Raw genomic sequence first — 11,653 nt, 5'->3', positions numbered from 1 at the left:
AGCCTGCTCGCGAATGCAATCTGTCAGTGACATCCTTGTTGACTGACACACCGCTTTCGCGAGCAGGCTCGCTCCCACAAGGGCTATTCGGTTCCGTCAGTTATTACCCTTTACATGAGATCACCGATGCTATTCAACCAAGCCTCACGCCTGGCCAAGATCACCAGCCCGCTGGGGCCCGAGGTGTTGTTGCTCAAGGACATGGGCGGCGGCGAAGAGCTGGGGCGGCTGTTCAACTATGAGTTGCAGCTGCACTCGCTGGACAACGCCATCGACCTCAATCAGGTGCTCGGCAAACCGATGTGCGTGAGCGTTCAGCTGGACGGTGGCGGCGAAAGGCATTTCCACGGCATCGTTGCGCGCTTCAGCCAGAACGTCGACCAGGGCCAGTTCGCCAGTTACCAGGCCACGCTGCGCCCTTGGTTGTGGTTGCTGACACGCACCTCCGACTGCCGGATTTTCCAGAACCTGACCATCCCGCAGATCATCAAGCAGGTGTTTCGCGACCTGGGTTTTTCCGACTTCGAAGACACCCTCAGCCGCCCGTATCGCGAGTGGGAATACTGCGTCCAGTACCGCGAGACCAGCTTCGATTTCGTCAGTCGACTGATGGAACAGGAAGGCATCTATTACTTTTTCCGCCATGAACAGGGCCGTCATGTGCTGGTGCTGGCCGACGCCTACGGCGCCCACACCACGGCGCCCGGCTATGGATCGGTGCCTTACTACCCGAAGAACGAGCAGCAGCGCGAGCGCGACCATATCCACGACTGGCACCTGGCCCAGGAAGTCCAGCCGGGTTCGCTGGAGCTTAACGACTATGATTTCCAGCGCCCCAGCGCGCGCATCGACGTGCGCTCGGCCATGCCCCGCCCGCACGCTGCCGGCGACTATCCGCTGTTCGATTACCCGGGCACCTACGTGCAAAGCGAAGACGGCGAGCACTACGCCCGCACCCGAATCGAAGCCTTGCAGACCCAGCACGAGCAGGTCGAGCTGGCGGGCAACGCCCGGGGCCTGGGGTCGGGGCATCTGTTCAGCCTCACCGGCTTCACCCGACAGGACCAGAACCGCGAATACCTGATCGTCGGCGCGCGCTATTACATCTCCCAGGAAAGCGGCGAGAGCGGCGTCGGCGCGCCTTCGGCACAGTTCGAAAGCAGCCTGACCTGTATCGACGCCCAACAGAGCTTCCGGCCGATGGCGATCACCCACCGGCCCATCGTCAAGGGACCGCAGACCGCGTTGGTGGTCGGCCCCAAGGGCGAGGAAATCTGGACCGATCAGTTCGGCCGGGTGAAGGTGCACTTCTATTGGGACCGGCACGACCAATCCAACGAAAACAGCTCGTGCTGGATTCGCGTGTCGCAGTCCTGGGCCGGCAAGAACTGGGGCTCGATGCAGATTCCGCGCATCGGCCAGGAAGTCATCGTGAGCTTCCTCGAGGGCGACCCTGACCGGCCGATCATCACCGGTCGTGTCTACAACGCCGAGCAGACCGTGCCCTACGACCTGCCTGAAAATGCCACCCAGAGCGGCATGAAGAGCCGTTCGAGCAAAGGCGGCACGCCGGCGAACTTCAACGAAATCCGCATGGAAGACAAGAAAGGCGCCGAGCAGTTGTACATCCACGCCGAGCGCAACCAGGACATCGTGGTCGAGGTGGACGAAAGCCATTCGGTGGGCCACGACCGCAACAAAAGCATTGGCCACAACGAAACCGTGACCATCGGCAACAACCGCCTGCGCATCGTCAAGCAGGAGGACATTTTGTCGGTGGGCCAGCGCAAGACCGACAGCATCAGCCAGAGCTACGTCATCGAAGTGGGCGAGAACCTGCGCCTGGTGTGCGGTGAAAGCATCCTGGAGCTCAACGCCAGCGGCCAGATCAACCTGACCGGCGTGCAAATCAGCTTTTACGCCAGCGGCGATGCCGAATTCAACACCGGCGGCGTGCTGCACCTGAACAATGGCGGCGGCCCCGGCGCCACGCCGGACGGCCAGGGCGTCAAGGCCAGCATCGACGCGAACGTCGCCGCCGCGTTCCCGGCGCCCAAGGGCTAATTCAGAGAACCAAGCACCATGACTTACCGCCTCAACGAATTCCAGCTGCAACTGCCGCCCGCCGAGTTGCTCGACGCCTCGATCAATATCCTCAAGTTCCCTGAACTGGGCACGTCGCTGATCGTCAGCCGCAGCCTGCTGGCCGAGGGTGAAACCTTGCAAAGCAATCTCGACGAGCAGCTCAAGCGCTTGGAGAAACAAGTCCAGGACCTGCGCTGCCAGCCGGGCGCCACCCTGCGCGTGGGTGCGAACCAGGAAGTCGAAGCCATTGAATTACGCAGCCAGTTCAACAAGGGCAACGAGAAGGTCTTCCAGTATCAACTGGCGCTGGTATTGCCGGGCACGCGCAAGATGCTTGCCTTGAGCTATGTAAAAGCCCAGAAGCTGGGCGATGCCGAGGCAGCGCACTGGGCGACGATCAAGGGCTCGTTGACGTTTTGATGCGCAGGCGTGAACCCCTCGCTACAGAGCGGCTTCGTACCTGCGATGTCGGCTTTTTGTCCTGACCAGGCAATGGCCGGCTCAGATATTGGCCGGCACGAAATCCGGCCCGCCCAACTTGTCCCGCACCATCACCGCCGAACGCATCAAGGGCGTCCACATGCCGTCCGGGCTGTTCCACGCCGCACCGGCCCACCGCGTATCGGCCACCAGTTCGGCCTTGTGGTTTTCCAACAGGCGCTTGAGGGCCAAGGCGACGCCGCCCATGTCCACGTCGAACAGATCGCCGTAGGGGCCCAGCGGCTGCTGGCGCTGCTTGTCCTGGCAGAAACGGTAATACCAGACCCAATCGGCAGCGATGTAGATCGCCCGTGTCCGGTCTGGATATGTCGCCAGCATCCGCAACAGGCCCGCCACGAATCGCGCCGGGAAACTCGGGTCATGGGTCTGGAGCCAGTAGGGCATGATCAACCGGTCGAACGCCGCGACTACGTTTTGGGGCTCGTCGTTGTCGTTCTTGGCCTCGAGAAAGTAGAACGGCTCGCCCACCAGGAATTTATCCAATTCATCATTGGCGAGGGCCAACAGCAGCACGTTGTCTTGCGGGTTGTTCATTGGATTCTCACTACGTCTCGGGTCGTCATCAGCGCATTGATGTCGTTGCCGTGGGCGATGGGCACGTTGTCCAGCACGGCTTCGCGCATGCCGCCTGGATGGGTCAGGCCGCCAGGTCGCCATAGGGAGTTCACGCCGCCCTCGTTGCCGGTCGGCATCAGCACCTTGGGCTTGTCCAGGTTCATCATGTAGATGTCCTTGCCCACCAGCGACCCCGGATCGTAACCCAAGGCCGATTCCAGTACCGAAACGTCACCGGTTTTTTTGTACTCGGCGACCACCGCGTTCAGGTCCGACTTCGCCATGACGAACTTGTTCGGGTTGAACGACCCGTATTTGGGGTTGGAAATATCGTCGGCGGTGAAGAGGAAACTGCCGCCCTCATCCTCGAAGGTCTTGAGGTGCTTGTCGATGTATGGGCCTTCGAGATAGTCGCTCGGCGGTGGCCGGCTGCCCTTGGGGATCGCCATGATATCGGCCTCGGTCGTGCCCGGCTTGTAGGCCGCGACACGCGGTTTTGGCCCCGCGCCGAGACGCGCCATTTTCGGCCCCAGCCCCAGCAGCGCCATGCCGGCGATGCCTTGAAGCAGATCGCGATAACCGGGGCCGAGGCGGTCGCCCAGGTCGCCCAGCAGCGCCATGCCGCCCATCATGGCGCCACCGATGACCACGAACCCGGCAAAAGCCGCCGCCCCGGCCATCGCAGCCAACACGGCGGCAGCGCCCATGGCCACCAACCCCAATGCTTCGAGTCCGGTGTGCAGCCAGCCTTCGATGTCGAGAACAAACGCCACCGAGACCGTCGGCCCGCCGATGAACGTATTCGCGCTGCCAGTCTTGATGTGGGCGCCGCAGACCATCTTGCTCTGCAACCGCGCCGCCGGTTTCCCATTGATGTAGACCGTGGCGCTGCCTTCGGCGATCAGCACCGGGAACGGCCAGATCGGATGGTTCATTGGCAGCCCCGTGCAACCGGCCGACATGTCGACGCCAGCGCGCATGGCATTGCGTCGGTTGATGTGCACGTTGAGACTGCCCATGATCAACGCCCCTGTCGTGGGCTCGGGCAAGTTGAAAATGGTGTTCAGGCCCTTGAGGATCTGGAACATCGACAACCCGCCGGCGGCAATCGAACCGGCCATGATTGCCAGCGCCACGCCCCCGGTCGCCACGGTGGCCGCCACAACCGCCGCGCCGATCAATGCCCCGGCCACGGCACCGGCGACCATCGCGGCGACACCAAAACCGTGGGCTATTTCATCGCCAAGGCGCGCAGCAGCCAGCATGTCCATTGCGTTGTCTTCTTCCTGGAATGATCAGGCGGTCGCCGGCAAGACCTTGAAGGAATGCATGGCCGCTTTCCAGGCCGGCTCGTGAAACACGAGATCGTTCGGCGTTGTCGTCAGCGTGGTAATCAGCCCCACGGGCTGGCGGTCGATAAACACCTGGCGCAGCATCAACTCTCGCCCTTCGCGCTGCCAGCTGTAATCAAGCAACACTGCGGCGCGCTCGTGCAGCAAGAAATCCCAACGCTTGATCAGCTTGAAACCCGGTAACTGCTGTTCGGCGCTCGCCAGTTGTTGGTCGACATAGTCGTTGAACGGCGTATCGCCCCGGCTCGGATCGCGGCTGATGACGAAACTGGCTTCCTTGGCACCGCCAACGGCAGGCAGCTTGAAGATATTGATGCTCTGGTCCTGCCAACTGTCAGGGATGTCGAGATCGGCTTCGTGGAGGCGGTAGAGCGTCATGATTCGGGTCGTTTCCAGGCAGAGGGAGGCATCAACGAGCGAGAGATCTTCAAGCAATGAATGGCAACAATCAAGGTGCCTGGAGAGAGCGTTTTCGAGGCCATGACGCCAGTCTCATTTTTAGGTAGCACCCAGAGGGACGGCCCAACGACGCCCTCGGTCCCGTGACGAGCGAGCTTGCTCCCGCTCGGTTGCGCAGCGAACGCAAGATTATTAGGGCCGCTGCGCGGCCCAGCGCGAGCAAGCTCCCTCGCCACGGGCCCTAGGCAAGCTGTCAGGCTTTGTCGATGTCTTGATCACGTTCGCAGGAATGCCCGGTGCAGCTCATCCAACGTCTGGAAGTGGTGCACCGGGTTTTCCGCGCTCAATTCCTCGAAACTGCCAAACCCATACCCCACTGCTGCCGCGTCCAGGCCGTTGCTGCGGGCACCGATCAGGTCGTGTTTGCGATCGCCGATCATCAGGGTGGCGGCCGGGTCCAGGCTTTCTTCGGCCATGAGATGGGCGATGAGCTCGACCTTGTCGGTGCGGGTGCCGTCCAGTTCGCTGCCGTAGATCACTTTGAAGTGCTTGGCGAAGTCGAAATGGCGGGCAATTTCCCGGGCGAAAACCCAGGGCTTGGACGTGGCGATGTACAGCTGCCGATTTTGGTCGGCGAGGGTTTCCAGCAGCGGCAGGACGCCATCGAACACGCGGTTTTCGTACAGGCCGGTGACCTTGAAGCGCTCGCGATAGAAAGACACCGCCTCCCAGGCTTTCGCTTCATCGAAGCCGTAGAACTGCATGAAAGCCTGCAACAGAGGCGGGCCGATGAAGTGTTCGAGGCGGGTCAGGTCGGGTTCGTCGATGCCCAGTTTGCTCAGGGCGAACTGGATCGAACGGGTGATGCCTTCCCTGGGGTCGGTAAGGGTGCCGTCGAGGTCGAAGAGTACAGTCTGGTAGTGCATGAAAATTCCTGGGCAGTGGCGGGACGGTTCAGGGCTGGTCGTAGCCTTCGGCCAGATGCAGGTCCTTGAGCTTTACGTAGTTCGCCGCGCTGTAGGTGAAGAATGCGCGTTCCTTGTCGGTCAGGGGGCGGACCTGTTTCACCGGGCTGCCGACGTACAGGAAGCCGCTCTCCAGGCGCTTGCCCGGCGGCACGAGGCTGCCGGCGCCAATGATGACGTCGTCCTCGACCACCGCGCCGTCCATGACGATGCTGCCCATGCCGATCAGAATTCGACTGCCGACGGCGCAACCATGGAGCATGACTTTGTGGGCGATGGTCACGTCATCGCCGATCAATAACGGAAAGCCATCGGGGTTGAACGGGCCGGCGTGGGTGATGTGCAGCACGCAGCCGTCCTGGACGCTGGTGCGCGCGCCAATACGGATGCGGTGCATGTCGCCGCGGATGACCGTCAGCGGCCAGACGGAGCTGTCTTCGCCGATTTCGACGTCGCCGATCACCACCGCGGTGCTGTCGACAAAAGCCCCACGGGCAAGCCGCGGGCTGTGATTCTGGTACGTGCGAAGGGTCACGATAGGCTCTCTCTTATCGGGTGATAGGCGCTGCTAGCTGCGGTGAACGCCGATTGTAATTAAGATGGGCCGATGTTTCTTCCAGCGAAGGTGTCAACCGTGAGCGTGAACAACCCTCTTTTGCAGCCCTACGACCTGCCGCCATTCTCGGCGATCCGCGCCGAACACGTGCAACCGGCCATCGAGCAGATCCTGGCTGACAACCGTGCCGCCATCGCCGAAATCCTCAAGACCCAAGTCAAGCAGCCTACCTGGGCCGGCCTGGTATTGGCGATGGACGAGCTCAACGATCGCCTCGGCGCGGCCTGGAGCCCGGTGAGCCATCTGAACGCCGTGCGCAACAGCCCCGAACTGCGCGAAGCCTACGAGGCGTGCCTGCCGGCGCTCAGTGCCTACTCCACCGAACTGGGCCAGAACCGCGAGCTGTTCCAGGCCTTCGAGGCCCTGGCGAACAGCCCCGAGGCGGCCGGTTTCGATGTGGCGCAAAAAACCATCCTGGAACATTCCCTGCGCGATTTCCGCCTGTCGGGCATCGACCTGCCGCCCGAGCAGCAGAAGCGCTACGCCGACGTGCAAAGCAAGTTGTCCGAGCTGGGCAGCCGCTTTTCCAACCAATTGCTCGACGCAACCCAGGCCTGGACCAAGCACGTCACGGACGAGGCCGCCCTCGCCGGCCTGACCGACTCGGCCAAGGCGCAAATGGCTGCCGCCGCCCAGGCCAAAGGGCTGGATGGCTGGCTGATCAACCTGGAATTCCCTAGCTATTACGCCGTAATGACCTACGCCGAAGACCGCGCCCTGCGCGAAGAAGTCTACGCGGCCTACTGCACCCGCGCCTCGGACCAGGGCCCGAACGCCGGTCAGAACGACAACGGCCCGGTGATGGAACAGATTCTCGACCTGCGCCAGGAACTGGCCCACCTGCTGGGCTTCGCCAATTTCGCCGAGTTGAGCCTGGCGACCAAGATGGCCGAGTCCAGCGATCAGGTGCTCAGCTTCCTGCGTGACTTGGCCAAGCGCAGCAAACCGTTTGCCGCCCAGGACCTGGAGCAACTGAAAGCGTTCGCCGCCGAACAGGGCTGCCCCGACCTGCAAAGCTGGGACAGCGGCTTCTATGGTGAGAAACTCCGCCAGCAGCGTTACAGCGTCGCCCAGGAAGCCCTGCGCGCCTACTTCCCGATCGATAAGGTGCTGAGCGGCCTGTTCACCATTGTGCAGCGCCTCTATGGGATCGAGATCGCCGAGCTGAAGGGCTTCGACAGCTGGCACCCGGATGTGCGCCTGTTCGAGATCAAGGAAAACGGCCAGCACGTCGGCCGGTTCTTCTTCGACCTCTATGCCCGCGCCAACAAGCGTGGCGGCGCCTGGATGGACGGCGCACGTGATCGCCGCCGCACCGTCGACGGCGTCTTGCAAAGCCCGGTCGCCAACCTGGTGTGCAACTTCACCCCGGCCGACAGCGGCAAGCCGGCGCTGCTGACCCACGACGAAGTCACGACGTTGTTCCACGAGTTCGGCCATGGCCTGCATCACCTGTTGACCCGCGTCGAACATGCCGGCGTGTCCGGCATCAACGGTGTGGCTTGGGACGCCGTGGAGCTGCCTAGCCAGTTCATGGAAAACTGGTGCTGGGAACCCGAAGGCCTGGCGCTGATTTCCGGCCATTATGAAACCGGCGAACCGCTACCCCAGGACCTGCTGGAGAAAATGCTCGCGGCGAAGAATTTCCAGTCCGGCCTGATGATGGTTCGCCAGTTGGAGTTCTCGCTGTTCGACTTCGAGCTGCACGCCACCCACGGCGACGGCCGTAACGTATTGGAAGTGCTCGAAGGCGTGCGCGACGAGGTGTCGGTGATGCGTCCGCCGGCCTACAACCGCTTCCCCAACAGTTTTGCGCACATCTTTGCTGGCGGCTACGCGGCGGGTTACTACAGCTACAAATGGGCGGAAGTGCTGTCGGCCGATGCGTTCTCCAAGTTCGAAGAGGACGGTGTGCTCAACGCCGACACCGGTCGCGCCTTCCGCGAAGCGATCCTGGCGCGCGGCGGCTCCCAGGAGCCAATGGTGCTGTTCGTCGACTTCCGTGGCCGCGAGCCGTCGATTGACGCACTCTTGCGTCATAGCGGCCTGAGCGAGGACGCGGCAGCATGAGCGAGGGGCCTGTGATTACCAAACGACGCTTTATTGCCGGGGCGGTCTGCCCCGCGTGCAGCGAGCCGGACAAGTTGATGATGTGGAACGAAGACGGCGTGCCCCATCGCGAATGCGTGGCCTGCGGTTATTCCGACACGCTCAACGAGCAAGGCCTGTCGGTGCCCAAGGAATTGGGCACCCGGGTCAACACATCGGCGCTCAAGACGCCCGATGCGAAAGTCCAGGCGGTGCAGTTTTTTCCCAACCCGAAATTGAAGAAAAAACCCGACTGACATCTTCGGCATCACCTTCCGGGCCGCTCGGCCCGGAAGCGATACATAGTTACCGCAAGGTTGCCCCCTTTCCTGATCAGACTGACCTGACACGTCCGACTGACAGGAAGCCCCCATGCAACACGCTGATAACCCCCTGCTGCAGCCTTACGACCTGCCGCCCTTTTCGAAGATCCAGGCCGAACACTTCTCCCCGGCCCTTGACCAGATTCTTGCCGAGAGCCGGGCCAAGGTCGCCGAGATCATCGAGACCCAGGCCCCCTTCCCGACCTGGGACGACCTGGTGCTGGCGATGGACGAAATCCACGGGCGACTGAAAGGCTTCGGCTATGTACTGGACCGCATGGCATCCACCAGAAGTGGCGAGGCCTGGGCGCGGGCTTCACTCGACTGCGAGGAGTGCCTGGATGATTTCCAGCGATCGCTGCTGCGCAATACCCAATTGTTTCAACTTTACCAGCGCCTGGCGGACAGTGAGATCGCCGTGCATTTTTCCCCGGTCAGGAAAAGAACGCTGAAAAAAATCCTGCGGCAGTGGCACCGGGACGGGATGGGCTCCGCCGCGCAGGAAACCCTGGAAGATTTGAAGGCGCGTATGGAGGGTGCGCGAAGCCTCTTCTTGGAACACTTGCATGAGGCAAACAAGGCCTGGAGCAAGTCCTTCCAGGATGAAGCAGCACTGGGCGGGCTGCCCGTTGCGTTCAAGCAGCAAATGGCCAGGCAAGCGCGCGAACAGGGCCAGTCCGGTTGGTTGCTGACACTTGACGATGAATCGTTTCGCATCGTCACCCGCTATGCCGACGACTCCAGCCTGCGCAAGCAAATGTACGTCGCCTACAGCACGCGCGCTTCGGATCAAGGACCCCATGCCGGGATTTATGACAACGACGGAGTGCTGCGCCAGTTGCTCAAGGATCGCCATGAATTCGCGACGCTGCTCGGCTATTCGAATTACGCGCAGATGGCGATCGAGCCGGAGCAAGCACAGTCACCAGAGGAGGTCCTGACATTTCTCAACGGGCAGCTCGAACAGCACCAAGCCTCGTTCGACGAGGACAAGAAGCAGCTCGATGCATTCGCCAGGACGCAAGGCTTCAGCAAGGTGGAGCCTTGGGATTATCTCTACCTGGCCCAGCAGCTTCGTCGGCAAACGGCCGGCGTTTCGGAACAGGACGTCAGCGCCTGGTTCCCGTTGGAGCCGACGTTCGCACGGTTGCTTTTGGTCGCCCGGGACCTGTTTGGCGTGGATATCATCGAGCGTGCGGACGTGACGACCTGGCACCCGCAGGTGCGGCTTTACGAGGTCAGCGAGCGAGGCGAAACCGTTGGCTATTTCTATTTCGACCCTTTCGAACACGCGGACCAGAATGGCTTTCCACAAACCAGCACCCTGCGAAACCGCCGCATCACCGCCGAGGGGCGGCCTCGTTATCCTGTGGCAGTGCTGAACGGCTGGTTGCCACAAGGCTTTGCTGCGACCCCGCTGTTGCTGGACCATCGTCAGTTACGAGTGCTTTTTCACGAATTGGGACATTGCCTGCACCATGTGTTGAGCCGGGTCGAATACCGCGACGTGTCGGGCATCATCGAGCTCAGTCGGGACGCCGCCGAATTCGCTGGCGAACTGTTCGAACGGTGGTGCTTCTCCAAACAATTTCTGATCCGAGTATCGAAGCACCACCAGACCGGGGCATCGTTGCCGAACGAAGTCGCCGACCGATTGCTGACGTATCTGAAGACCCAAACCAGTTGGGTCGATGCGGGGCTTTTGCGCGCTGCGGTATTCGACATGGAGCTGCACCGCAGCCACGGCGACGGGCGGACGCCCCAGCAAGTGTTCGATCAGGTCCGCGAGCAAGTCGGCCATTTGCCGGCGTTCGAGAACGAACGCTGGCCCAATGGCCTGGATTACATGGTCACGGGCTATGACGCCGGGATTTATGCCTACGCCTGGTCCCGAACCCTGGCCAAGACCATATTCAAGCGGTTCAAGCGCAACGGGTTGTTTGACCGAAAGACCGGCAAGGCGCTACGCGAAACGATATTGGAACGCGGCGATTCACGGCCACTGTCCGAATCCATCGCCCATTTCTTGCAGGCGACCGATCAACGGGAAGGAACAAGCGTCTGAGGGTCGAGATGATGCGCCGTCGTCGTCGAGTTGACCCAGCTCTTGAGCGAGCACAGGGCAAAAACGCTGGTGCTGCAATCGCCGTTCTTCAATGCCGTGCGCAGTTTCTCCACGTCAACCCGCATGACGTAGCGGACCCCGTCCTTGAAAGAGTGACTGTCACCGAAGCCGCCCTCGGTCATCTCGTCCAGCGCGTCCTCCTTGCTCCAGCCCTGGACGACAATCCTGTACATGGCGGCCACTAAGCCGGTGCGGTCCGAGCCATGCTTGCAATGCATGAGCACCGGGCCATGAGCCTCGGCATCCTCGATGGTTCGAAGGGCCTTTAGAATATCGCTGTCGTCGACGTGATTGGTGCGATAAGGCAATTGAACCCGCTCGATGCCCGGAGCCGCCAGCCAACTGGCATCCGAATCGGGCAAGAAGTTGATGACCGTGCCGATATTAAGTCTTTTTAGCAGGGAGACGGCGCCTTCATCCGGCAACGCGCTGCGGTATAGCGTCGGGGACATCTGGTAGAGGTTGTACTGCTTTCCCACCAGCTGGGCCCATTCGGCAGGCCGCGCCTGCGTCGTCTCCGCAGCCTGGGTTGCGGGGGCGGCGAGCATCAGCAGCAGAACCAGGCAGGACACGGGGTGAAGACGGAACTTGAGCATGGGGCGGCGACCGGAAGACCACGGGGGCTAAGGCGGTCAGTTTCCGGC

General features: G+C 61.8%; 11 protein-coding genes. 5 read left to right on the top strand and 6 right to left on the bottom strand.

Annotated elements, in window-relative coordinates; all coding sequences use genetic code 11:
• Window positions 1-126: 126 nt before the first annotated feature.
• Both tssI and J3P81_RS00445 read left to right on the top strand, forming a co-directional pair.
• Complete coding sequence (tssI, locus tag J3P81_RS00450) at window positions 127-2,064, top strand: type VI secretion system tip protein TssI/VgrG (RefSeq protein ID WP_420767128.1); 1,938 nt, start codon at window positions 127-129, stop codon at window positions 2,062-2,064.
• 18 nt (window positions 2,065-2,082) lie between these two features.
• Complete coding sequence (locus J3P81_RS00445; protein ID WP_434561590.1) at window positions 2,083-2,505, top strand: DcrB-related protein; 423 nt, start codon at window positions 2,083-2,085, stop codon at window positions 2,503-2,505.
• Between the two features lie 81 nt (window positions 2,506-2,586).
• On the opposite strand, the gene J3P81_RS00440 is transcribed toward J3P81_RS00445, so the two are convergent.
• The 5 genes from J3P81_RS00440 to J3P81_RS00420 all read right to left on the bottom strand — a co-directional run bounded on the left by J3P81_RS00440 (window position 2,587) and on the right by J3P81_RS00420 (window position 6,392).
• The gene (locus J3P81_RS00440; protein WP_420767126.1) at window positions 2,587-3,120 is read right to left on the bottom strand and encodes a hypothetical protein; all 534 of its coding nucleotides are present in this window, start codon (window positions 3,118-3,120) and stop codon (window positions 2,587-2,589) included.
• Window positions 3,117-4,412, bottom strand: coding sequence for a PAAR domain-containing protein (locus J3P81_RS00435; RefSeq protein WP_420767125.1), 1,296 nt, complete (start codon window positions 4,410-4,412; stop codon window positions 3,117-3,119). The genes J3P81_RS00440 and J3P81_RS00435 overlap by 4 nt, the downstream gene beginning before the upstream one ends.
• 24 nt (window positions 4,413-4,436) lie before the next feature.
• Window positions 4,437-4,871 carry a DcrB-related protein gene (locus tag J3P81_RS00430; protein WP_420767124.1) on the bottom strand — a complete coding sequence of 145 codons (435 nt, stop codon included), beginning with the start codon at window positions 4,869-4,871 and terminating at the stop codon, window positions 4,437-4,439.
• A gap of 296 nt (window positions 4,872-5,167) precedes the next feature.
• Window positions 5,168-5,818: an HAD family hydrolase gene (locus J3P81_RS00425; RefSeq protein ID WP_420767123.1), complete on the bottom strand. Its 651-nt coding sequence runs from the start codon at window positions 5,816-5,818 to the stop codon at window positions 5,168-5,170.
• A gap of 28 nt (window positions 5,819-5,846) precedes the next feature.
• Window positions 5,847-6,392 carry a gamma carbonic anhydrase family protein gene (locus tag J3P81_RS00420; RefSeq protein ID WP_420767122.1) on the bottom strand — a complete coding sequence of 182 codons (546 nt, stop codon included), beginning with the start codon at window positions 6,390-6,392 and terminating at the stop codon, window positions 5,847-5,849.
• A 99-nt stretch (window positions 6,393-6,491) separates the two neighbouring features.
• On the opposite strand from J3P81_RS00420, the gene prlC reads away from it, so the two are divergent.
• The 3 genes from prlC to J3P81_RS00405 all read left to right on the top strand — a co-directional run bounded on the left by prlC (window position 6,492) and on the right by J3P81_RS00405 (window position 10,949).
• On the top strand, window positions 6,492-8,543 hold the full coding sequence (prlC, locus tag J3P81_RS00415) for an oligopeptidase A (RefSeq protein WP_434561588.1): 2,052 nt from the start codon (window positions 6,492-6,494) through the stop codon (window positions 8,541-8,543).
• Complete coding sequence (locus J3P81_RS00410; protein ID WP_420767120.1) at window positions 8,540-8,818, top strand: YheV family putative zinc ribbon protein; 279 nt, start codon at window positions 8,540-8,542, stop codon at window positions 8,816-8,818. Before prlC ends, J3P81_RS00410 begins: the two co-directional genes overlap by 4 nt.
• Before the next feature lie 115 nt (window positions 8,819-8,933).
• Window positions 8,934-10,949 carry a M3 family metallopeptidase gene (locus J3P81_RS00405; protein ID WP_434561586.1) on the top strand — a complete coding sequence of 672 codons (2,016 nt, stop codon included), beginning with the start codon at window positions 8,934-8,936 and terminating at the stop codon, window positions 10,947-10,949.
• Here the strand turns inward: J3P81_RS00405 and J3P81_RS00400 are convergent.
• Window positions 10,925-11,605 carry a dual specificity protein phosphatase family protein gene (locus J3P81_RS00400; protein ID WP_434561584.1) on the bottom strand — a complete coding sequence of 227 codons (681 nt, stop codon included), beginning with the start codon at window positions 11,603-11,605 and terminating at the stop codon, window positions 10,925-10,927. The two genes, J3P81_RS00405 and J3P81_RS00400, sit on opposite strands and share 25 nt — an antisense overlap.
• Window positions 11,606-11,653: the final 48 nt, after the last annotated feature.

It is taken from the genome of Pseudomonas sp. R1-6, assembly GCF_051132115.1.
In the GTDB taxonomy this organism is placed as follows: Bacteria; Pseudomonadota; Gammaproteobacteria; order Pseudomonadales; family Pseudomonadaceae; genus Aquipseudomonas.
This window is presented reverse-complemented; position numbering and strand designations above follow the sequence as displayed.